This window comes from Arthrospiribacter ruber, assembly GCF_019343195.1.
Classification (GTDB): Bacteria; Bacteroidota; Bacteroidia; order Cytophagales; family Cyclobacteriaceae; genus Arthrospiribacter; species Arthrospiribacter ruber.
Genome location: NZ_RPHB01000013.1, coordinates 70,943 through 93,821 on the forward strand (window position 1 = coordinate 70,943; position 22,879 = coordinate 93,821).

The window sequence follows — 22,879 nt, forward strand, 5'->3', positions numbered from 1 at the left end:
ACTATGAAAATTATACTTAAAACCTTAAGAAGGTCATCCTTTTTACTATCGGTCTTTCTTTTCTCCTTTGGGCAGGTCCTGGCTCAGGCAGACCATGGAATGCTTCAGCTAGCTGACTCCATAGCCAAGGAAACACTTGAAAAGGAAGGGCTTTTCACAGTTTTTGGAGGACTCAAGCCCATTAGTACGGTTGAACATTTTAAATTTCCCATTGATACAGTTACCAAAGTCCTTTTAGAAGTAGATGTGGCCGCAACTCAGATCCAGCTGCTTCAAGAAAGCCTGGAGGAATTATCAAATGAAAATATAGGCTTTGCAATCATACCTTTTAAGGCAATATCGGGTGAGGAAAGAATATTTCAGTTGCTCGTATATAATAAGGCCAGCTTACAAAATACGATTGAAAAATACGCTGACTTTTTCCTGAAAAGAGGTATTGTGGCAGCCAGTGATCCCCAGGCTATATTGGTGATGTATGAGTTTGAGGAAATAATGGACCGATTCCGTGCATATGGATATTTGTTTGGTTATCCTCAGCATGCTGTTGATTTTTTTGTTGAAGCCGCTATTCATAAAGAAAATACAGGAGAATTTGTCAAGAGAAGCTTTTTTCAGATTCCTGTTGCCAGTTCAGAAACAGGGAGATTTGTTTATGCATTACCGGAAAACCAGGAACCTTTGACAAGTGATATGGAATTGAAGCAAAAAGCCGGGGAAGTTCTTGAAACCTATAAACGTATCCGGGATGAATTTTTGAAAGACAATAAGGGTTATTCTTTCCTGGAATTGTTTCAGTTTATCCGGGATAATTTCGCAGAGTGTAGGTGTATAGAAGAAAAGTCTTTAAAATTCAGTAAATATATTGACTAGGTTATGATTTTTAACGATAGAGGCTTCTGTGTACTTTCCTGCTAAGTTCTTTCCGGCTACAACAAAATGAGGCCGATTTTAGCAAAATCGGCCTCTATTGCTGCAAGAAACTATTCCTTATGGTTTTTTTAATTCCATTTTCAGGTTATTGCTTTTGGCTATCCATCATTCTTCTTCCAGGCTATCCAAATAATCCTGTGAAACAAAGTTATATACCAACATAGCGGCACCGTCACAATCGTCTCTTCTCAAAACACCCAGTTGCATGGCGTTTTCGGTAAGGGAGAAGATTCTCGTATTTCCCCAATTGTTGACACAGTCAGCATTGCCTGAATTATGCAAAATGGCCGCATCTGTGAGTGTTAAAGTTTTGTCTTCTACATTCAAAAAATAGGTACCTTCTTCTAGACCTCTGTTGGGCAGCATGTTATGGTTGACCTGTACATAGGGTCCACCATCCAGACTGAATGTCATGGTACCATAATCACCATAGTCCATCAACCAGGTATTTTCAGCATAATCAGGCTCCCATGCCCAACAATCCTCTCCATAGCATCCCGTATCTCCGCCATCCCAGGAATCTCCTTCAAGCAAATAGCCATTGTCCGCTCCGTAAAAAAACAAAGGTCCATCAAAAAAATTGGCGTCTATATCGAGTATCCATGTTTTTTCCTCTCCAACTCCACCGGAAAGTGCAGTCCAAAGCGGATCATCCACATAATTCAGGTTATCTTCAGAGACATTTACCATAACCGGATCCAGTTCTACGATACCGCCCCCAGTGACAAATGACAACTTAATTTCATAATCTCCGGCGAATGCAAAACGGACAGTATCTTGCTGTCTGGTAGATCTGCCAATCCCATAATCCCAGATAGGAACCGTCTCTGGTGTATCATTGATTAAGATCACTGTGTTTCCTCCCGGATCCGAAGTCAGATCCTGCTCAACCCTGAAGCTTATCTGATCAGCTGTGAGCAGGCTCCCTAACTCATAGTTGTCGTCCACTACACAAGCCATAGGCAACAGAAGAATTGCTGCCAGGAATATTTTTTTTATCCTTAGTTTCATAATTAGTCTACTTAATTGTTAACAAACTTACCAACCGGGGTTTTGAACAAGAACATTATCAGAAAGAATAATCTGATTGTTAGGAATTTGTTGAAGCCCTTCTGTAGTAATGATATTGGATGGGTTGATGACTTTTGATACAGGTGATCCAGCATTCAACACTGTGCTTGACTCTCCGATCACATTGGCTGCAAAGTCCACTCCTTGACGCAATAGATCCCAATAGCGGATACCCTCCAGCGCAAATTCAAGCCTACGTTCTTCCAATAGCCTGTTTGGAGTAATTGCAAGTGAACTGAAATTCTCACCGTATGCTCTCCTTCTTACATCATCAAAATAGGTTTGTGCATTAGGGCTTCCCAACTCAGCAGCCATCAGCAACACATCTGCATACCGGATGACGAAATAATCCTGAAACTGACCAATCATATGATTCGGTGCGCCCAGATCAACCGGCAATTCAACGCCATCTTCATTAATCATCGGGGAATATTTTTTTGTATAATATCCCGTATATTCCCTCTGTCTGCTAAAGTTTGTAAAGGGAAGACCTTCTTCTTCAATGGCAATAATAGAGGCTTCTCTACGCGCATCATTTTCATTGAAGGCATTGTACAGTCTCGGGTTAACAGTGGCTCCGCCCCAACCCCGACCATAAGGGAAAAATGACTGTTCTCTGATCCCAAGCATTACCATCCAATGATTTCCATCTGTATTGCCATCATAGTCACTGGTATAGGTGTATCTGATAGAAAATATTACCTCCTCATTAAGTTCTCCGGCATAATCTTCCAAAGAGGCTGCAGGCCAAAGTTGACTAAACTCCTCCACCAGTCCATAACCACCGGATTGAATCACATCTTCCATATAGGCCAGAGCTTGTTGACCGGTAATGACTCCGGCAAGGTCAGGCTGTTGGTAGTAACCTGTATAATACAAATAAACCCTTCCGATCAAAGCATTTGCCGCCCATTTGGTGACCCTTCCAAACTCACTGCTTGGCTGGGACGTGCCCGGTATGGCTTCTAGATTTTCTGCGGCAAACTGTAAGTCTTCGGCAATAACCCTATATACCTCTTCCGGTTCGGCCTGTGGTATATTTTCAGGAGATGGTTCGGTCAATAAGGGGATATTTCCCCAAAGCCTTACCATATCAAAATAGAGGAAGGCCCTCAAAAACCGGATTTCAGATTCGTACCGCAACCTTAGAGCATCATCATCTTCCCAATCAATCTGATCCATTCTTTGTAAGAATGAATTGATCCGGAATATAGCACTGTAATATGCGGACCAGTTATCCTGAAATAGGTTTTGATCTGCGGTAGACCTGTTACGGTCAAACTCATCTAGCATCTGATAGCCAAAGCCATCTGCAGATCCCGTCCCACCAAAGGCATTGTCCGATAGTACTTCTGAAGCTACAGGGAAACTTACCCCACCAGCCCAAATTTGGTGAAGGCCTTCATAGCAACCAACCAATGCCCTGTAAGCATCATTGGTAGTCCTGTAAAAGTTTTCGTCTGTCAATTCTGTAATGGGCTCGGTATCAAGAAAATCTCCTGTACAGGAAGCTGCTGTACAACCGATCCCCAAAGCAAGTATATATGTTTTGATATTTTTCATGTCCTTTTATTTAGAATCTAATATTTGCCCCCAGCATCATAGTCCGTGGTCGAGGATAAAATCCTAAATCCACTCCCGAAGAAAAACTGCTTCCATACCCGATTTCAGGATCCATTCCTTCATATTTGGTAAAGGTGTAGAGGTTGAGCACAGAGGCATATATTCTGACTTGCCCCAGTTTTTCATTGTTGAGGATCCTGTTGAGGTCGTAACCTAAAGTGATGTTGCTGATTCTTAAAAAATCCCCATCATGTATATACAGATCTGAGAAGTTTGTCCAGTTTCTGGCATCCTCGGTTACTCTTGGCATCGTATGGGAAGAGCCCGGTCCATGCCATCTGTCCAATATGGCAGTCGTATAGTTGGCGTATGGATTGGCATGGTTACGGTAAGTCTGAACAATCTGATTGCCGGCTACCCCGTTTGCCAAAAAGTTGAAATCAAACCCCTTATAATCCGCAGAGAAGGTAAGGCCAAAGGTATACGCAGGATTTGGATCACCTAACATGACACGGTCCGAGTCATCAATAACTCCATCGCCATTGACATCTACATAACGGACATCACCTGGTTCGGCATTTGGCTGTATGATGGTCTCTCCTGATCTGTGATCCCTTACCTCTTGCTCTGACTGGAAGATACCATCCGTCTGTAATCCCCAGAAGTAACCGATAGGGAACCCATTCTGTGCACGATAAAAAGGCATCGAATTGTCAAATAACTGATTTGCCTGGCCATGGATGATACCGTCTCTTGTTGGGATATTTCCTACCCGGTTTCTGTTATAGGCTCCATTTACACCAATGCTATAATTTAATTGACCTGCCCGGTTATTATAGGATAAGGCCAACTCAACACCGGTATTTTGAACATCCCCACCATTGATAAATGGAGGTGCTGCACCAGCAGTGGATAGGATAGGGGCTTCTATCAGCCAATCCCTTGTGATTTTGTTGTACCAATCAAAATTCACTGTCAACCTGCCCTGCCATAGCTGTGCGTCTATACCGATGTTTGCCTGTTCGGAGGTTTCCCACAGCAAATCTGTATTCCCTAACCTGCTGGGATAAGCTCCCGGTACCAAACCCTCTGTTCCTTCACCAGGTCCGAAAAAATAGTTTGTATTGGAAATAGATACCGGAGCCATGAATTGAAAAAATCCAATATTCATATTACCTACCTGACCCCAACTTGCACGGAGTTTCAGGAATTCCAAGGTGTTTTCCAATGGAGCCATAAAGGGTTCGTTACTGATCACCCAACCCGCTGAAATGGAAGGGAAAAAACCAAACCGGTTACCTCTTGCAAATCGGGACGCACCATCAGCACGGTAAGTCAGATTCAGTAGATATGTTTCATTGTAATTGTAATTGATTCTTCCAAAATAAGACATCCTGTTATCTGGGTCAGCCGGTCCTCCTCCTAAATTGATGTTGGCCCCATCCACATTGGTAGTATTGGATAACCAGGCATATTTTAGGTCTTCAATGATTACATCACGGTTACTTGCAAACATGTATGAACCTTGAAACTGAAACATAGAACTTCCTACCATGGTCTCAAAGTTGTGCTTGTCATTCAGGGAGAAATTGTAGGTCAACAGGTTGTCAAACAGAACAGTTCTACCTTTTCCCATATTTTGGTGAGCACTCGAAAACAATGAAAATGCAAAGGAAGAAAGTTGATAGGTAGGGGTAAAAGATCTTCCTTCATTTGAATAATAATCCAAACCTACGCTTGTTCGGAACCGGAGATTTTTTATCGGCTCCAAAACCATGTATACATCCCCAAGAATACGCTGGTTATTGTTAAGGTTTTGGTTCTGATAATACATCAAAGCATAAGGATTGGCTTCGTTTGGATTCCAATCTGAGTTGCTGTTGTCATAAAAATTCATGTTTTCATCAAACATCGGTACTAGGGGAGAGGTATTAAAGGCACCCCTCAGGGCATTGTTATACTGATCGCCAACCCCGACACCTGAAGACTGTCTGTTCGAGATGGTAAGATTTTGTCCGATGGTCAGCACATCATTGTATAAATGATGCTCTGAATTTACGCGGATATTGTACCGCTCAAAATTTGAAAGGTCACTCCCCCCCACAATACCTTCTTGCCCGGTATATGCCAGAGAAACCGAATAGATGGAATTTTCACTTCCACCCTGCAAACCCAATACATGGTTTTGGTTTACCGCATTGTTGGCAAACATTTCGTCCAACCACATGGTACCCTGTCCAAATTCATTTAATTGATCCTGCGAAAAGTATGGACGCCCTCCTGAGTTGATGGCCGCCTCATTCATGATGGTGCCATATTCATAGGCATTGAGCATTTTCGTAGTTCTAGGTGTGTTTTGAACTCCGTAAAACATATCATATGTTACGGTAGCTCTTTCTCCTCTCCGGCCTCTGCGGGTAGTCACCAACACCACACCATTGGCAGCCTGGGAACCGTATATGGCAGCTGAGGCTGCATCCTTTAGGACATCAATCGATTCTATATCAGCTGGGTTGAGATATGAAATGTCATTGGTCAAAACCCCATCCACTACATACAGTGGTGAGGCATCTCCTATAGTGCCCAATCCTCTGATAACCACACGCATACTTTCTCCCGGCTGCCCTGAAGTGGCAGATATCTGAACTCCCGGTGCCAGACCTTGTAGGGCTTCCAGTGGTTGGGTAGTGCTCAGGCTTTTAAGTTTATCCCCATCCACCTGTACTGTTGCACCGGTGACGACTTTCTTTTTCTGTACACCGTAACCAACTACTATCACCTCTTCCAGATCACTAAGATCAGGCTCCAAGGTTACATTGATTTCACTCCTGTTGCCAACAGCTACTTCTTGCTTGATATATCCTAAAAAGGAGTAAACCAATACGGCATTTTCCTGATCTACACTTAAGTTGTAAGTACCATCAATGTCAGTTATTGTACCCTGTCCGGTTCCCCGGACGAGGATGCTCACACCGGGAATAGGCTCTCCCGTGTCACCGTCGGTGACTTGGCCTATTACATTTTGTTGAGCCATTGCTGCCGGCAGCAGCAATAGCCAAGCTAAAATACTGGCTAAAGTCTTTTTCATAGGTTCGTGTTGTGAATTTTTGGTTTATTGCTTATCATTTTGCTTTCTTTCCGCAAAATCCTGCGTTGAATTGGTCTGTTATTTTTCATGGGTTATTTGGTTTATTTAATTGTTTAGTTTAATCGAAAGTGCTTCTCCGGTATAGCTGAAACTGAAGTCAGGGATTTGGTCAAAATCCAGTGGCTTGGGTTTGTCCCGGTCTATGACTATTACTTTGAAATCAATTTTGTCCACTCTGTTTTGATGTTTTTTGCCAACCCTTTCATTTATTTTCAGCGTTTTATCCTGCTCACTGTAAGAAATAAGTATTTTATCAAACTGGCCATTTTCATAGGCATAGTCAGTATGTCCGTCGTCATACAGGCAGAATTCCCCATCATTACCCGCATAAACAAAGAGGAGAATTTCATCTTGCATGCGCTCAGCGGTGTGGAAAATTTCGGATCCAAATGGGATGATTGCACCCGCTTTTATAAAGAGAGGCATGCGCTCATAAGGGGCCTCTGCTGTAATTGTCTGCTCACCTTCTAAAAATTTTCCTGAGTACATGTCGTACCAACCGGCATGTTTTGGAAGATATACGGCTTTGGTATTTGCCTGATAGACAGTCACTGGAGTCACCATAATTGATGGTCCAAACATGTATTGGTTACCGATATCACGGACCTTCGGGTCTTTAAAATCCATTACCAAGGGACGCATGATCGTATTGTCTTCATGATAAACAGCCCCTGTTATGCTATAGATATATGGCATCAAACGATATCTCAGCTTGTTGTAATAAAGCATGGACTGATAAGCAGGGTGTTCTTCCGGGGCAATATTGTAGATTTCACGATGTGGATATTGTCCATGAGCCCTAAACAGGGGGGTAAATGCTCCAAATTGAGTCCAGCGTGTATTCAGTTCCCTCCATTCATCCAATGCGTCCCCTTCAGGATGTGGTCTATCATACTTATCTTCCACAAAAAAACCTCCTATATCCGTTGTCCAATAAGGGAGACCTGATAGAGAAAAGTTTAACCCTCCTGCAATTTGTCTTTCCATTTCATCAAAACGGCTGGCTATATCGCCACTCCAGGTTGCAGCGCTATAGCGTTGAATGCCTGCAAATGCCGATCTCGTCAGGATAAATACACGTTGGTCAGGTGCTGCTTTTCTTTGCCCTTCGTAGATGCCTTTGGCATTGACCAGGGAATAGGCATTGAAAAATGCCGTGGAAGACCCCAGGGCAGTTGGGTCCATCAATGTTTTTCTCTGACTTATAGAAGCATTGGAGTGGATATCAGGCTCAGTTGCATCCAGCCACCAGGCATCAATTCCTATGCTGAACAGCCGCTTGTTCAACTGGTCCCAAAACATGGACCTTGCGGCTGGATTAAAGGCATCATAAAATGTGGAAACATAACCTTCTCCTATCCAGTCTTTCTGCTGATTTACAATGTTTTGCCGGTAAAGCATGCCCTTTTCATCCATTACCCGATTGTTGTCAATTCCTTCATAGAATTTTGGCCAAACACTGATCATTATCCTGGCATTCAGGTCATGTACTTCCTTGATCATTGCCTCTGGATCCGGAAACCGATCCTTGTCAAATTCGTGACTTCCCCATGCATCTTCTTCCCAGTAGGACCAATCCTGTACTATATTGTCGAGCGGGATTTGTTTTTCCCGGAAATTTCTGACTGTTTCCAACAACTCTTCCTGGGTCTTATAGCGCTCCCTGCTTTGCCAAAATCCCATCACCCATTTAGGCATAATCTTGGCCTTGCCAGTAAGTGTTCTATAGCCTGAAATAACATCATCCATCTCCTCACCATAAATGAAGTAATAGTCCAGGTATTCACCTGCTTCAGAAGCAAATCCAAATAAATCCTCTTCCTTGCCTTCCAAAGGTTTTAAATAGCTGAGGTCTAGAAATGATTGATCAGACTCAGGTATCCATTCTATTTTTACTGCAGTGGCAGTACTGGATAAATCATAATCAAATTCCTCAAAACCCGGATTCCAGCTTTCTCTCCAGGTATCCATCAAGACTTGGTTATTCATGGTGATTTTGATGTAGCCGGAGTAGATGAGCTTAAAAGTATGGATCCCTACATGCTCAGGAGTGATATAGCCTGTCCAGGTCACAGCACCACGGTGCTGGTCAAATTCCGGCAGGTTTTTCAATGAAGGTAGGTCTGTATAGGCAATTGTGCTTTCAAGTCTTTCTAATCCTTTTGTAGGATTGCTGCGATCGGAAGCATAAATGGCTTTGAGGCCCTTAGCATCATCCTCCAGTCCCGGTTGTAGGGTTAATTTGGAAATAGGTTCCGGAATCCGTGTGTCCCCAAATTTGGTGATTGAATTATTGTCCCAAAGCAAACCGTATTGGTTGGTGGAAATCATAAAAGGTACTACAGCCACACCATTGTATTGGGTGAGATCAACATGTCTGTCCCGATAATTGAACAGTCCGGCCTGATGTTGGCCTAAACCATATATTCCCTCTGCTTCATTTTTTTGAAAATGCTGAGAGAAGCTAGAGTAGCTGTTTTCTTCAGTTGATGCAGAATCAAAGCGCCGGCCTCCTCCGGTTTTTTCCTTAAGGATGATTTTTCCCGAAGGATCTTTGAAAAGTATCTCGGCAGTTTTCAAATTGACATGGGCAGTGACTTTATCAGTCCACATGCGTAAGGTGTCAGCATCTATTTCATGCTGCCAGTTTGCCTCATAAGACAAATCCTCTTTGACCATTAAACTATTGGTCTCTTTAAATTCAGACTTCGAAGTAGCCGAAACACGGAAGATTTCTGAAGTGACAGCTTCCAGACGGAGAACTTTGGTGCCGTCTGGGGCAGCTTCAAAACGTATGACAAGACCCTTATCTGTCACCGTAATATGATCATTGGCCAGAACAAGGTTGGATGTGAATATCACCAATCCAGATAGCAGGAAGTAAAAAAGCTTCATAAGAAATTTTGGGTTATTGATAATGTTAATTATTGTCCCAAAACTGGAAAAAATGTGATAGATGAAGGGTTCTAAATGTTAAGAATAGGGGGTTCTGAGGTTAAAAAGGTAAAAATTTGTTAAAAAAATACAATTTAATCTGTGTTTGGGGAGTTTTTGAAATTCGCAAGTTGGCTGGATAAAAAATCACTTGGGGTATAACCATAAGTTGACTTAAAAGACTTACTGTAAACTTTTGGGCTGTTAAAACCTACTGCATATGCAATTTCCGCGATAGACAGTTTACTTTTTTCCAAATATTGAATACTTCTTTTAAGTCTCATGTCCCGGATAAATTCCTGTGGCGTCATGCCTGTCAATGCAGTGAGTTTATTGTACAGATGTACTCTGCTCATGGCCATATTGTCACTCAATTGCTTTACGTTGAACTCAGGGTTTTCAAGAAATTTCTCTACTATTTCAGTTACTTTATAGACAAATTTTTGATCCTCAGAATCTATAATGATATCCTTCGCGCTGACTTTGACTTTTTTTGCCAGCGTATTTTTCAGATTTTGTTGTTCCTGAATAAGGTTTTTTATTCGTGAGTTTAATACCTGATAATTGAAGGGCTTTGTGATATAATCATTGGCACCTATATCCATACTCTGAAGCCTTCTCTCATTGTCTGTAAAGGCAGTCAACAGGATAAAAGGTATGTGCGAGGTTCGTGGATCATTTTTTACCTTTCTACAAAAGGAAATACCATTTACCTCAGGCATCATCAAATCACTTAATATCAGATCAGGGGAAAAAGCAAGCGTTTTTTTCCAGCCTTCTTTACCGTTACTTGCCTCTATTACCTGAAAATCTTCCTGAAGGTATTCAATCAAAAATGCCCTAAAATCAGGATTGTCTTCAGCCACCAGGATTTTCACTTTGTTTTCACCCAAGGTGCTGGACAGAGCAATGGGTTCTTCCGCCGGTACTGGTGTGACAACAGCATTCAATGGAAGGGAAACGTAAAAAGTCGTGCCTACACCCACCTTACTTTCAAAATGGATAGAACCGCCATGAAGATCTACATATTCTTTTGTTATCGCAAGACCAATACCACTTCCCCTCGTGTTGGTCAGGTGTTTGTGGGATTCGACCTGATAAAACCTTTCGAAAAGCCGGGCTTGGTCGTGTGCCGGAATACCCACTCCACTATCTGCTACGCATAATGTCAATATTGATCTTCCATCTATATTCTCAGAGATTTTTGTTTTTACAGAGACTGTACCTGAATCTGCAGTAAATTTAAAAGAATTGGAAAGTAGATTGAAAATGATTTTTTCCAGCTTATCCATATCAAAAGAAGTGTAATAGGACAGAGGCGTCAATTGATATTCAAATTTGATACCCTGTCTTTCAGAAATTCCATAAAAGGAATTCATCAAATCCTTGATAAAAGCCATTAAATCACCTTCCAGCAAGTTGAGGCCTTCTTCTTCCTGTTCCAATTTCTTAAAATCAAGTATTTGATCAGTAAGTTTTAGAATGCGGTTGGCATTTTTGTATATCAATTGATATTGTTTCTTATTGGGGCTTTCTTTTTCAGAACTTAGCAGTTTCTCAATAGGGGCCAGGATAAGCGATATGGGAGTACGGAATTCATGACTAAGATTGGTGAGAAATCTGATTTTTAGCTTGTCCAGTTCATGAAGTTGTTGTGCTTCCCGTCGTTCTTGTTCGATTTGAAACTTTGCATTGGCACGGCTCAAAATCAATCTCCTTGAAAAATACAAAACACCCAACAACATAACAGCATACATGAAATAAGCCCAACCAGTCTGGTAAAAAGGTGGCAGGATCTGTATGGCCAAAGTTGCACTCGTCTCCTTGAATTGACCAGATGGATTTGCAGCACTTATTTCAAGTAGGTATTTCCCCGGGTTGAGGTTTGTGTAGACGGCTCTTCGGTTTTTGTTGTCGCTTTCTTGCCAGCTATTCTCAAAGCCTTTTAACCTGTACCGGTATTTTGAATTGGAGTTTTTAAGAAAATCCAAACTGGTAAATCCAACAGAAAAACTGTTTTCACCGGGTTTAAGGACTATTTTATCGATATAATTGATGTCTTGGCCCAGCAATGTTCTCCCATTGACTGTTTCCCCTATTCTCAGTTTATTATTGAACAATTCAAAATCGGAAAACACCACTTTGGGTTGGGAAAGAGCATCTTCAAATTGACCGGGATCCACTATATAGATCCCATGGGTGCCTCCAAAGACCAATTCCCCTTTGCTGGATACCGCGGCGGCATTTTCATTAAATCCAGTGTATAAAAGTCCTTGATCGGCATTGAAAGCCTGGATGGTGATTTTGCTTTCTGTCATCAAATTCCGAACCACGCTCAATCCATGTGGTGTGCTCAACCAAAGTTCATTTTGATGATACAAAAGTGAAAGTACATTGGAATGGGGAAGTCCGTCTGCTACACTGAAATTGGAAATGTTTTTGTTTTCTGAAATAAAAGTAAGGCCGCCCCGGCTACCTACACACATAATGCCTGAAGGACCTGATTTGATATCCATGATAAAATCATGAGCTAACCCATCGGCCTCGCTGAGGTGTTCAACCTGTCCCGATTCAGGATAAATGATATCTATCCCGGCAGTCCCACCGATCCATATTCTCCCATTATCATCCTCTTCAATGGCAGATATATATGTATTGTTGTTCAATTCATGCCCGTCCTTTAATTCCAGACTTGAAAAAGTCATTGTCTCCGGATCAAATAAGAATATACCTTCGGTTAGTGTCCCTAGCCATATTCTTCCCTTAGAATCCTCAAAGAGTTCCCAGATACTCATGTCCGGAAGGTTCACAGTCTCCTGGTCATAAACCGTAAGTTTTCCTTTTTCCAGTTTAATCAAACCACCAAGATAAGTGCCCGCCCAAAGCCTTTGTTTGCTGTCATAAAGGAGAGAAACGATGATATCACTTTGCATTTCCGGGAAATTAGAACTGTCGAATAACTGGATGGAATCGGAGTTTGTATCAAAATAGAGTATTCCTTTTCCATTGGTCCCGGCAAACCAGTTCCCCTTGTGATCTTCTGAAAATGAGTTGATATCATTAAAAGGGAGTTTGTAATTGCCCCTTTCCTGATCGCTAAGATGATAAAAGCGAAGGGATTTTTCATGAAAGAAGCTCACTGCATTTTTATACGTTCCTACCCAGACAAAGTCATCCCTATCTTTATAAATAGTATAGATACTGTTACCTGAGAGTCCTGTTTGACTATTGGCTGTCAGGTAAGCTATTTCATCTTGGCCTTCAGTGATGATATTAATTCCTCCATGATCCGTACCTACCCAGATTTCGCCTTTTTTGATTTCTTCAACTGATCTTACAAGGTTGCTGCTTAAGGTGTACCCTGGGGTTTCTGTTGTGAAATGTTGCCATTCCTTGTCTTGGTAGCAATACAAACCTGAGTTTTCTTCTGGGAGATAAATCCAAACCCGCCCACTTGAATCTATTTTTAATTGATATGCCTTGTCCCCATCCGTTTGCTGGTATAAAGTACTGTCGATTTCGGTAATTTCCTGAAGATGAAGGTTGTAAGTTAAGAGTACTCCATCACTTTTTATGGCCCAAAGTTCATGGCCATAAGTTCCCATATCACTTAACTTATAGGAAGTAAATGAAGGGATTGTTTCAGCTTTTTGTTTTATCGCATTCCATCTTGCCAAGCCATGATCAGTCAAAAACCAGGTATTATCAAGGTTTTTAATGCTATGTACCTGCTGGCCTTCGAGTCCCCATCTCCTTGAATATTTTGAATAATCTCTTGAAAAAGTCTGAGTAGTCGGGTCATAAAAATTTATTCCCAGTTCAGTTTTGACACACAACCTTCCCAATGGATCAGTGAAAAGTTCAAGAATCATATTATTATCCAGGGTAGTGGAATCATTTGATTTGTGTTCGAAAACCTTGACTGTGTGTCCATCATATCTATTGAGTCCTGCGGCTGTCCCTATCCACATGTATCCTGTTGTGTCCTTCAAAAAGGTGTTCACCTGCATATGCGAAACCCCATCTTTAATCCCCAGGGAAGAAAATCTAATTTGGTCAGTTTGTCCAATTGACCACACTGACTTACACAGTAAAAATGACCCTACTGCTAATAAAGCAATTAAATATTTGCGCATTGTTAACTCCTGCTAATCTTTTAATACACCAACGACTGGATTAGCCCATCTTGTTGTAAAGATACAAAACATCTTAACCACAAATAAATTAGTGGATTGGGTTCTGGTTCTGAAGCCTGGATCTTTGTCCCTATATGACTGTATTGGAGATCACCTCTCTAGGGAATACAATGTTGTGTTTCTTTGAATTAAACACTTATTTGATTTACAGGAGCACGCAAATCAAGCTGGATCATTGAATAAGCTTGCACCTGCTTAAAAAGAAAATACTTGTTAAATTGGAATTCATCATAATGCAAAGAATTTATTCTCCAGATGGCGTTTTTCAGCACGCCCTAAATAAAGTCTGTTCATTTATGAATGCCGGCCTCCAAATCCAAAAGGTATTTTTTTCGCCAGATCCCTCCTCCATAGCCTGTTAGCCTGCCATCACGCCCGATGACCCGATGACATGGAATAATTATGGAAATTCTGTTCATCCCATTGGCACTGGCCACTGCACGGACAGCCATTGGGTCTCCCAACATTTCAGCCTGCTTTTTATAGGTAATCCCCTATCATTTATTTTAAGGTCAGGATTGCTTACCATCTCCTTTAAAAGTTTTCGTATTTCCAATGGCATAGACTTTACCGGTTCCAAGGGTTTACAGACTTTGCAGGGGCGGTATCCCTTCAGCAAACAGTCCTTACTTGAAAAAAGAAATTCTACATTTTCAATCTTTGGTTTTCTGGCAGGACAACTGGGCTTGCAAAAAATCCCAATAGTCTTGACAGCGGTGAAAAATAAACCTTCAAAGGAAGTATCCTTCTCCAAAATTGCCTGGTACATTTCAGCTTTGCTCAGTTCCATCAGTTGAAAATAAAAGATAAATTCCCTGTTTCTATTACTTGGATCAGCTGTTTCTTCAATTTAGATTGCATAAAAGCATAAAAAAATATCAGTACTGATTCTTTTAGTTTGTTCATGTTTTTTATTCCAAAAGTATAGAAGGAAGCTTTGGCTATCCACCGAAAAATTGACAAGCATTTTTTTTAAGATACCTGGATTCATATGCAACACATTAGCTTTGCATCTTCAGTTTTATTTAATCTATTATCCAACCTACAGTTTTCTTCCAGGATTCAATTTCCTTTTTTCTTAATTCAAAATCTGAAGGAGGTATCTGGTTTTCATTTTTTACCTGATCTCGCATGAGATCGGTCTGTTCTTCCAAGGAATTAAAGCCAATGGATTTTCTTCTTTTATTTACTCTTTCCAGGCCGTCATGGGGGGATGGACCTAATAGTCCTTTTTCATCCCAATCGAACTGTGTTCCGTATAGTTGTGGTTTTCCTTCAAACACAGCTATCCTGTCCATAAGATAGGCTATTTGTCTTCGCTCCTCCAAAGTTTGCTTCACCTGTTTGCCCATTAAGGCCATACATTTTCTCATAAACTCCGGTTTACTGATAGCATGTTGGATAATTAACCAGGCCGCTTCATTGGCTTCCTTCCCAACTTTTTCCATGCTGGGAAATCCAATGGATTCAATAATTTCATTTAATTGATCTGCATTTTTTATATGCAGGGCTTCCATTTCTTTGTTGTAAGCCTTGTGGAGCTGTTTGCTTTGAATAAGCCTGTTCCTCAATGCCATATCAGCATTTTTCAGTGCAATTATTTTTTCAGCGGCAGATCTAATATCCATGTTGGAGTATTGATGGGTGTTGATTTTATCTTAACTCAAGAATCTGGTCGATTCTAGGTGAAATTTATCAAATTCTTACAGGTTTTTGAGCTCATTTTTTCACAATCTTTATCCCCAGGTATTCCAGCTCTTTTAATTTCATTCCCGCAAGAAGCAATTGATCCGTCTCTATGTACTTCCTGATTTCTTCCATAAGCTTTAAGAGTGCCTTTCCTTTATTGATCCGCTCAAAGGGAAAGGGATCCAGATTGGATGAAATGATGCTGTCCAGCCTTTTGTTGACCTGTATTTCTTTTTCATCCATAAGTGTAAGTATTTCGAAAATATCCATTGTTAATATTATTGACTTTTTTATGTTGATATTTTAAATATTATTTTTTGTTCGGGAAAGTAGTAGAGCAGAGTTTTTTAAAATTTCAATTTTTTACTTCCGACCTTTTGAAAGCCAAATATAGGAGCCCTGAAACCACACATGGCTGATGGGTTTTCTGAAGGGATCAAGGTTTTACGGCATAAACAGGAAGTGTTTTCTGAGGAGGATTTATTCCGTTCCACCTTGCATTCAGTGGTTTGCAGACTCCTGGGGAGGGGCTAAACAAAAGCTCCAGCGCAAGGAGTGAAAAGTCTGCAATAAGATCATGGCTACTTCCAGAAACATCCTCAGAGAAGAAACTGAAATCCTTTACACTAAAGGAAGATCAGCCCTTTCCGATTACCACCTGATTGCTGCAATAGCTGGGATTACCTCAGAACAGGCAAGAGCAATACTGACAGCTGAAAACTACAGTCTGGCAGCTTTGGCCAAATACTCCCTACATGACTGGATGAAGGTAGGAGGTATTGGTGAAGCCAAAGCAACGGCATTGGTACTGGCTTTTGAAATGGGAAGGAGAAGAATTAGGGAGCCCGAACAAAAGAAGATAAAGATATGCTGCTCCTCGGATATCTATCAGATCATGAAAGCAGACCTCTTGGATGAACTGGTGGAACACTTCTATATCATCCTCCTTAACAGAATCAATCAGGTCATAAGAAAAGTAAAGATCAGCACAGGTGGAACATGCGGCACCATCGCAGACCCCAAAGTGATCTTTAAACATGCTTTGGAAAACCAGAGCTGCTCGATGATCCTGGTCCACAACCATCCCTCAGGAAACTTGAAACCATCAGAGCAGGACAAAAGACTGACCCAGAAACTCTCTGAGGCAGAGAAGCACCTGGACATTATCGTGCTGGACCATATCATCTTTACAGATCATGCTTACTTCAGCTTTGCAGACGAAGGAATGATGTAATGGAAGTGGTGGAGTGCCTCTTTTTTATTGATCTGTACTTTTAATTCAGGGTTGTTTTGTAAACGTAAGTTATTTGGACTTTACTTGTCCACTTTACAATAAGGACTGTTTGATCAAATGACACGTTTCCAGATCAATGGGTTTTTCAAGATACATTTTCACAGTAGGATAATTTTGGCTTTTCAGCCGATCTGCTTTTTGAATGGAGGAAGTAACCATGATAACATTGACCTGATCGGTAATATTCAGTTCATTCAGCTTTTCAAGCAGTTCCCATCCAGTCATTTCCGGCATATTGATATCGAGTAAAACCAAGACACGCTTACTGATTTGAACAGCCTCTTTAATAAATTCCAGACCTTCTAAAGGTTTCCTGAAAGAGTATACTTGGTCTGAAAGATTGCTTTCTTCGACCATCAATTCATGCAGAAATAATATACCGGATTCATCATCAATTATGATGACAGGGATGTTGGAACCGTTATTCTGCTTCATGCTCCTCGAGTTTTAAATTCAATTTCCGAAGAATTTGATCAAGTTCTTTAGAGCTTGTTTCAATTTCATTTAAAATTTCGGCTTTGGTTTTTTCTATATGTTTAAACTTTTCATAATTCTTGAGTACTTCAACCATCCCAAGGATTTTAGAAAGAGGTCCCCTGAATTGGTGGGACTGGGTCCAGGCAACCTCTTCCAATAGTCTGTTGTGTTTTTCCAAATGGGCCATCGCCTTTATTAAAGTTTCATTTTTGGCATGGAGGTCATTTGTCTGTAATTTGATTTTTTGCTGAAGTTCTTCCTTCATTCGCTTATTTATGATCAGCGTCCTAACCCCAAACCCCATTATGAAAACGAATAGTATGACCAAAATTTTAAACCAAATGGTTTGATAGTAATAAGCCTCTATGGTAAAACTTAATGAAGTGGTTTCAGAAAATACCCCGAATTGTTCGGCTTTGACCTGAAACTCATATTTCCCTGGGTTCAATCCGGTGAAATATGCTCTTGTTCTGTTTTCGTTGTCTATCCACTGGGGACCCAGTTCTTTGATTCTATATGTATATCGGATCGATTTAGGTTTGTCGAATTCAATATTTCCGTAGCTGATATTGAAAAAATTGACTCCCGCAGGCACATGTATATCCTCACTAAGATGCAACTCTTGATTCTCAAAATTCAAAGATTCCAGATACGGTGGGGTAAGAGAACGCTGTTCTTTGATTTTTTTTGGGTTTATGATGACTGCACCTTCCATACTAGGAAAGACAATTAATCCGCTTGAAAGCTTCCATCCGGCTGGATGAAATCCTCCATTGAATTCATTATTCATCAGACCGTCTGATTTATCAAAGAGCCTAAACGCAATCCGGTGATTTTCATCCTTCGATTTCTTCAGCTCCATAAGTTGTTTTATAGAAGTACTCTGAACCCCGTGGTTTCCACTCATCCAGACCAATCCATCATCATCAGGAATCATTTTGAAAATCCCGTCAAACTGAAATCCGTTTTTCTTTCCGAAAATATGCATCTGGCCATTTGAAAATGAAATCAGACCATCAGGTGTGCTGATCCATAAGTCTCCTTCAGGATCTTCTAAAATTCCGGTAACCATCTGAGAGGGTGCTAGGTCATATACAGGGAAATGTATGACTTCTTCTTTTTTATTGATTGAAAAAAAACCATTTCCAAATGTGCCAAACCAAAGTAGCCCATTGGAATCTTCCATGCCAAAAATGATTTTAGCATTCAGCAGCTCTTTATTTAATTGTACTGTCTTTAAGCTCCCATCGAGAGCAAGTTTTGAAAGAGTACCATTGATGCTGCCTATCCATATATTGTTTTTTGAATCTTTAAGAAGGGAATAAATAACTCCTTCCTCAAGGTCAGGCTTGTCCAAAAAGCCCTTTTCAATTTTCAGTGTGTTTAAATTGATTTTATTCAATCCCTTACCTGTGCCTATAAAAATCTCATTATCTCTTTGGGCAAGGCTCAAAACCAGGTCATGGCTTAGCCCCTCTTTGGTAGTAAAGTGCTGAACTCCAGTAGAAGTTATTCTGTTGAGCCCACCTCCAGGAGTCCCCAACCAAAGTCCTTTTTTACTATCTTCCATTGTTGCCAGAATAATGGGATGGCTTAACCCTGAATTTTCACCTAAGATTTCAAAAGTTGATAAACTGAATCTGGAAATTCCAATTCCCAATCCACTGGTCCATATGGCCCCTTCATCGTCTTCAAAGATATCCCAGACTTCATTTAAATTTTTGCTGAGATCAGGATGCCTAATGATTTCCTTTCCTTTTATTTTAAAAATTCCCTGAGAGGAAGTTCCAACCCAAATGCTTCTGTCAACAGTAGAATACTCCAGTGCACTGATTTCTTCCAGATCTCCTTCAGCAGGTAATTCCAATTTTGTCAAAGACCCTTTTTTTAGAAGATAAAGACCATGTAACCGTGTTCCAATGTAAACCTCACGATCAGGTGTTATCAGGATAGCCTTCACATCCTTTCCTGATAGCAATTCATATTCATGGAATTTTCCTGTCTTTTTATCAAATGAAAAAAAACCATTTATCCCTCCAAGCAATAAGTGGTCACCAAAATCTTCCAGCTCCCTGATATAACCTGTTTTTAAGGTGTCAGGACGATACACTTGCTTGAACTCATTTTCATGAAACAAAAAGAGCGTTCCGTTCTGCGTTCCTAAATAAACTTCCCCTGAAAATGTCTCCGCAATAGAAGTAAACCTTACGGGACCTAGTTCCCTTGGGCTGTTAAAGACTTCAAGTTTATTGAATGAGGCATGTACAAGAGCATTTGAATTTGCAGCATAAACACCTCCGGACTGAGAAGCAGTCAGGTCATTGAAGGTAGGAGTTTGGATGTCTGGATTATTGGTATGGTTGAAGTTTTTAAATGACCTTCCGTCAAACCGAACAAGCCCTTCTTCTGTAGCCATCCACACAAAACCTTTTTGGTCCTGTACAGTTCTGAAAACAGTGTTGACAGGAAGTTCATTGGAATTGTTCCAGTCAGCTCTTACAAAAACAGTTTCTTTCTCAACAATATTCCATTGTTGAGAAAAAGAAGGCGGGACAGAAATTAGTAAAAGGGTACAATAAACGAATAAAATCCTTTGGAGCAAGGATGCTTTGTCCATCATTTTCAAACCTTCGATTAGTGGGTGATTTAATCAAATGTAGATTATTTGTTTCTGTATTAAAAGAATTTTTTAGGGATTAATTATAGGTGTTTTTTCATAAAGTGTAATTTGAATTTTACATAGTAAATCATGTTTTACAGATATTATTTTTTTTAGCCCGGTCAGATTAAGTGGATGTGAAGTTTTTTTTTGTCGTTTTCTGAAAACACAGAACTATACTTTTGAAATACATTGATCTGAAATAAATAATATGATAAACCTTTCAAAAGCCAACTTACTTGACTGCAGGAAAATCAAGTTTGAAGATTGAAATTGAAACTCTGGTTTAAAAAATGTAAATTTCCTGTTCATTCCAGCAAACCGACAAACCTATGAAACCTTTTCTTTTGACCATTCTTATTCTTGTATCATCCGTAGCTTCAGCACAATCCGTTGGGGCTAACTGGAAAAGACTTCAGGCAGCCAACCAAGCTGTGCCAAGACATGAAAACTCCCTTGTGGAGTGTAATGGGAAATTCTACGCACTGGGTGGAAGAGGAGAAAGGCCTGTGGAAGCTTTTGACCCTGAGACAAATGAATGGACTATACTTGCAGATAGCCCAATGGAATTTCATCATTTTCAGGCTATCGCTTTCGAAAATGAGATATACGTTTTAGGTGCCTTTACAGGTCCTTATCCACATGAAACCCCAATCCCGGAATTTTTGATTTTTAACCCCCAAGACAATAGCTGGAGAAAGGGACCCGAAATCCCTGAAAGCAGACGTCGGGGATCTGCCGGGGTATTTACACGTGGAGATAAAATTTACATGGTCTGTGGCATCATTGATGGCCACTGGAATGGATTTGTTCCCTGGTTTGATGAATATGATACCAAAACAGGTGAGTGGAAAGTATTGCCCGATGCTCCCCGGCCAAGGGATCATTTTTCAGCCTCATTGGTTGGGGATAGGGCCTACATTGCCGGAGGTAGAACTTCTCATGCTGAAATAGGAAAAGTATTGGAGTTGACCATTCCGGAAGTGGATTATTTTGATTTTAAAACCAATAGCTGGTCAACAGTAAGTGCAGACCTGCCAACACCAAGGGGAGGGACTTCAAGTATCGGAAATGAGCCCTATCTTCTGGTGATGAATGGTGAAAGTATTCAACAAGTTCAGGGACATTCTGAAGTTGAGGTTCTGGATACCAGAGATGAGACCTGGACCAGGTTGCCTGATCTCAACCAAGGTAGACATGGGACAGGAGTGGTATATTGGAAAGGAAAAGTCTTTGTAGCTGCAGGAAGTGCCAACCGTGGAGGTGGACCGGAGTTGAATGACATAGAATGTCTGGAGTGGAAATAAAATCGAGACGGGCCGTCTTATCAGATTAAAACCCACAGATAGGAAATAACTACTTCACTTATTTAGGGCGTGCTGAAAAACGCCAACTGAAGAATAAATGCTTTAAATTTTGATGAATACCCCGTTTGTCAGGTATTTTCTTTTTAAGCAGGTGCACGCTTATTCAATGTTATAGTTTGATTTCCGTGCTCCTTAAAATTTTAAAATTCGAAATTTTAAGGCTAGCCTCAGGCATACCATCTTCTTCATTGGGCTCACTCGAAGTATAAGCATACATCTTCATTCGCCCGCTTTGAATCTGGCATACCTGAGACTTTTTCAGCAAGCCCTATTTAAGGTGAAGTAATTTTTGATTTTGACCTTTAGCCAAGATGATCTGAGTGAACTTGTTGAAGAGTTGGATGAAATGACTTTCATCAGCTTAACTCATACACCTATGTTTTTTAAATTCTGCTCTGAACCAGGAAATCTGTACTATTCCATATTGTGAGTTTTATAAATGCCCGGCCAGGTAATTTACATGGTTAACTTTTACTTGGGTTGGAATTCTACTATTGGTCAATTCATCAGAAAGCCCGTTCAGAACATTGTTGTAAATTGCACACCTTTACCAAGCAATAAATAATATGGGTTAAAAACTGCTATCATCTGACCGGTAAGTTATTTAAAAAGTAGATCCATTAAAGTTTTTGAGGCTTTTTGCTGAAAATCATTAAATAAGCGCTATCCCGAACGAAAAAATTAGCATGAAAATCATTATTGAAGATTACAATCCAAAATGGGTTGGATTATTCCTAACCGAGAAACAAAAATTGAAGGATCTTCTGGAGCAGTTTTCTCCTGCAATAGAACATATTGGGAGTACCAGTGTGGCGGGATTAATGGCAAAACCGATAATTGATATTATGGTAGGGCTTAACCAGGAAGAGCAATTGGATCAGGTGATCGGTCCAATGACCGGTAATGGCTATACCTATTTCAAAATATATGAAGCCATTTTGCCTGAAAGACGCCTTTTTGGAAAATTGAAACCTTTGGTACCTATTGAAGTCCCTGAAGTAATCGGTCTAAATGAGGAATATATTGCAGGCAAAGAGTTCTTTTCTTTAACTCATATCCATGTATTGGTAAAAGACAGTCCTGAATGGATAAGGCATCTTGCATTCAGAGATTTTCTAAGGGCACATCCAAAAAAAAGAAATGAATACCAAACTTTAAAGATTGAATTGGCCAAACAAGAGTTTCAGCACCACTTTGAATATAATGCAGGTAAAAATGATTTTATAAAAGCTACTGAAAAATTGGCCTTGGAATGGTATCAGGAAGCTTAAGGGAAATTTGGGACAGATCATAATTTTCAGAATTCAATTACCTTTCTTCAAACAACTTGACTATTGGCTTTTCGAGCTCATATTGCCACAATCTGTATCCCATGATATTCCAGCTCTTTTAATTTCATCCCCGCGAGCAGCAATTGATCCGTTTCTATGCACTTCCTGATTTCCTTCACAAGAATGAAGTGGGATATTTTTTATTGTTATGGTTAGAGTTAGCGATCTTGGATTTTTAGATGCAGGTGAATTTTCTTCATTCTAAATTTTATGGGCTAAA

At 40.4% G+C, this 22,879-nt stretch carries 15 protein-coding genes; 4 read left to right on the forward strand and 11 right to left on the reverse strand.

The window, feature by feature from the left end; all coding sequences use genetic code 11:
• Positions 1 to 3: 3 nt before the first annotated feature.
• On the forward strand, positions 4 to 870 hold the full coding sequence (locus EGN73_RS21235) for a hypothetical protein (RefSeq protein ID WP_219287037.1): 867 nt from the start codon (positions 4 to 6) through the stop codon (positions 868 to 870).
• Positions 871 to 1,035: 165 nt separating this feature from the next.
• Here the strand turns inward: EGN73_RS21235 and EGN73_RS21240 are convergent, their stop codons facing one another.
• From EGN73_RS21240 to EGN73_RS21280, 9 genes are all read right to left on the reverse strand, one after another.
• Positions 1,036 to 1,941, reverse strand: a complete 906-nt coding sequence (locus tag EGN73_RS21240) for a hypothetical protein (protein WP_219287036.1) — start codon at positions 1,939 to 1,941, stop codon at positions 1,036 to 1,038.
• Between the two features lie 27 nt (positions 1,942 to 1,968).
• Entirely contained in the window at positions 1,969 to 3,564 is a 1,596-nt protein-coding gene (locus tag EGN73_RS21245; protein WP_219287035.1) for a RagB/SusD family nutrient uptake outer membrane protein, read from the reverse strand.
• A gap of 10 nt (positions 3,565 to 3,574) precedes the next feature.
• Positions 3,575 to 6,652, reverse strand: coding sequence for a SusC/RagA family TonB-linked outer membrane protein (locus EGN73_RS21250; RefSeq protein ID WP_219287034.1), 3,078 nt, complete (start codon positions 6,650 to 6,652; stop codon positions 3,575 to 3,577).
• A gap of 105 nt (positions 6,653 to 6,757) precedes the next feature.
• Positions 6,758 to 9,607 carry a glycoside hydrolase family 31 protein gene (locus EGN73_RS21255; protein ID WP_219287033.1) on the reverse strand — a complete coding sequence of 950 codons (2,850 nt, stop codon included), beginning with the start codon at positions 9,605 to 9,607 and terminating at the stop codon, positions 6,758 to 6,760.
• A 134-nt stretch (positions 9,608 to 9,741) separates the two neighbouring features.
• Positions 9,742 to 13,782: a two-component regulator propeller domain-containing protein gene (locus EGN73_RS21260; protein ID WP_219287032.1), complete on the reverse strand. Its 4,041-nt coding sequence runs from the start codon at positions 13,780 to 13,782 to the stop codon at positions 9,742 to 9,744.
• 350 nt (positions 13,783 to 14,132) lie between these two features.
• On the reverse strand, positions 14,133 to 14,309 hold the full coding sequence (locus EGN73_RS22895; RefSeq protein ID WP_219287031.1) for an MGMT family protein: 177 nt from the start codon (positions 14,307 to 14,309) through the stop codon (positions 14,133 to 14,135).
• Positions 14,258 to 14,632, reverse strand: a complete 375-nt coding sequence (locus tag EGN73_RS21270) for an Ada metal-binding domain-containing protein (RefSeq protein ID WP_219287030.1) — start codon at positions 14,630 to 14,632, stop codon at positions 14,258 to 14,260. The genes EGN73_RS22895 and EGN73_RS21270 overlap by 52 nt, the downstream gene beginning before the upstream one ends.
• Positions 14,633 to 14,867: 235 nt before the next feature.
• Positions 14,868 to 15,470 carry a DUF6624 domain-containing protein gene (locus EGN73_RS21275; protein ID WP_219287029.1) on the reverse strand — a complete coding sequence of 201 codons (603 nt, stop codon included), beginning with the start codon at positions 15,468 to 15,470 and terminating at the stop codon, positions 14,868 to 14,870.
• A 91-nt stretch (positions 15,471 to 15,561) separates the two neighbouring features.
• Complete coding sequence (locus tag EGN73_RS21280; RefSeq protein WP_219287028.1) at positions 15,562 to 15,801, reverse strand: hypothetical protein; 240 nt, start codon at positions 15,799 to 15,801, stop codon at positions 15,562 to 15,564.
• A 307-nt stretch (positions 15,802 to 16,108) separates the two neighbouring features.
• On the opposite strand from EGN73_RS21280, the gene EGN73_RS21285 reads away from it, so the two are divergent.
• The gene (locus EGN73_RS21285; protein ID WP_219287027.1) at positions 16,109 to 16,765 is read left to right on the forward strand and encodes a JAB domain-containing protein; all 657 of its coding nucleotides are present in this window, start codon (positions 16,109 to 16,111) and stop codon (positions 16,763 to 16,765) included.
• 93 nt (positions 16,766 to 16,858) lie between these two features.
• Here the strand turns inward: EGN73_RS21285 and EGN73_RS21290 are convergent, their stop codons facing one another.
• Both EGN73_RS21290 and EGN73_RS21295 read right to left on the reverse strand, forming a co-directional pair.
• The gene (locus EGN73_RS21290) at positions 16,859 to 17,260 is read right to left on the reverse strand and encodes a response regulator (RefSeq protein ID WP_219287026.1); all 402 of its coding nucleotides are present in this window, start codon (positions 17,258 to 17,260) and stop codon (positions 16,859 to 16,861) included.
• Positions 17,247 to 19,922, reverse strand: a complete 2,676-nt coding sequence (locus EGN73_RS21295; RefSeq protein WP_219287025.1) for a two-component regulator propeller domain-containing protein — start codon at positions 19,920 to 19,922, stop codon at positions 17,247 to 17,249. Before EGN73_RS21295 ends, EGN73_RS21290 begins: the two co-directional genes overlap by 14 nt.
• Before the next feature lie 371 nt (positions 19,923 to 20,293).
• Between EGN73_RS21295 and EGN73_RS21300 the strand changes: the two genes are divergently transcribed.
• Both EGN73_RS21300 and EGN73_RS21305 read left to right on the forward strand, forming a co-directional pair.
• Positions 20,294 to 21,268 carry a Kelch repeat-containing protein gene (locus EGN73_RS21300; RefSeq protein ID WP_219287024.1) on the forward strand — a complete coding sequence of 325 codons (975 nt, stop codon included), beginning with the start codon at positions 20,294 to 20,296 and terminating at the stop codon, positions 21,266 to 21,268.
• A gap of 746 nt (positions 21,269 to 22,014) precedes the next feature.
• The gene (locus EGN73_RS21305; RefSeq protein WP_219287023.1) at positions 22,015 to 22,599 is read left to right on the forward strand and encodes a GrpB family protein; all 585 of its coding nucleotides are present in this window, start codon (positions 22,015 to 22,017) and stop codon (positions 22,597 to 22,599) included.
• Positions 22,600 to 22,879: the final 280 nt, after the last annotated feature.

Excerpts from the sequence above, each read along its gene's own strand:
- EGN73_RS21235 (WP_219287037.1), top strand. The coding sequence starts at position 4 with ATGAAAATTATACTTAAAACCTTAAGAAGGTCATCCTTTTTACTATCG.
- EGN73_RS21240 (WP_219287036.1), bottom strand. The coding sequence starts at position 1,941 with ATGAAACTAAGGATAAAAAAAATATTCCTGGCAGCAATTCTTCTGTTG.
- EGN73_RS21245 (WP_219287035.1), bottom strand. The coding sequence starts at position 3,564 with ATGAAAAATATCAAAACATATATACTTGCTTTGGGGATCGGTTGTACA.
- EGN73_RS21250 (WP_219287034.1), bottom strand. The coding sequence starts at position 6,652 with ATGAAAAAGACTTTAGCCAGTATTTTAGCTTGGCTATTGCTGCTGCCG.
- EGN73_RS21255 (WP_219287033.1), bottom strand. The coding sequence starts at position 9,607 with ATGAAGCTTTTTTACTTCCTGCTATCTGGATTGGTGATATTCACATCC.
- EGN73_RS21260 (WP_219287032.1), bottom strand. The coding sequence starts at position 13,782 with ATGCGCAAATATTTAATTGCTTTATTAGCAGTAGGGTCATTTTTACTG.
- EGN73_RS22895 (WP_219287031.1), bottom strand. The coding sequence starts at position 14,309 with ATGTTGGGAGACCCAATGGCTGTCCGTGCAGTGGCCAGTGCCAATGGG.
- EGN73_RS21270 (WP_219287030.1), bottom strand. The coding sequence starts at position 14,632 with ATGGAACTGAGCAAAGCTGAAATGTACCAGGCAATTTTGGAGAAGGAT.
- EGN73_RS21275 (WP_219287029.1), bottom strand. The coding sequence starts at position 15,470 with ATGGATATTAGATCTGCCGCTGAAAAAATAATTGCACTGAAAAATGCT.
- EGN73_RS21280 (WP_219287028.1), bottom strand. The coding sequence starts at position 15,801 with ATGGATATTTTCGAAATACTTACACTTATGGATGAAAAAGAAATACAG.
- EGN73_RS21285 (WP_219287027.1), top strand. The coding sequence starts at position 16,109 with ATGGCTACTTCCAGAAACATCCTCAGAGAAGAAACTGAAATCCTTTAC.
- EGN73_RS21290 (WP_219287026.1), bottom strand. The coding sequence starts at position 17,260 with ATGAAGCAGAATAACGGTTCCAACATCCCTGTCATCATAATTGATGAT.
- EGN73_RS21295 (WP_219287025.1), bottom strand. The coding sequence starts at position 19,922 with ATGATGGACAAAGCATCCTTGCTCCAAAGGATTTTATTCGTTTATTGT.
- EGN73_RS21300 (WP_219287024.1), top strand. The coding sequence starts at position 20,294 with ATGAAACCTTTTCTTTTGACCATTCTTATTCTTGTATCATCCGTAGCT.
- EGN73_RS21305 (WP_219287023.1), top strand. The coding sequence starts at position 22,015 with ATGAAAATCATTATTGAAGATTACAATCCAAAATGGGTTGGATTATTC.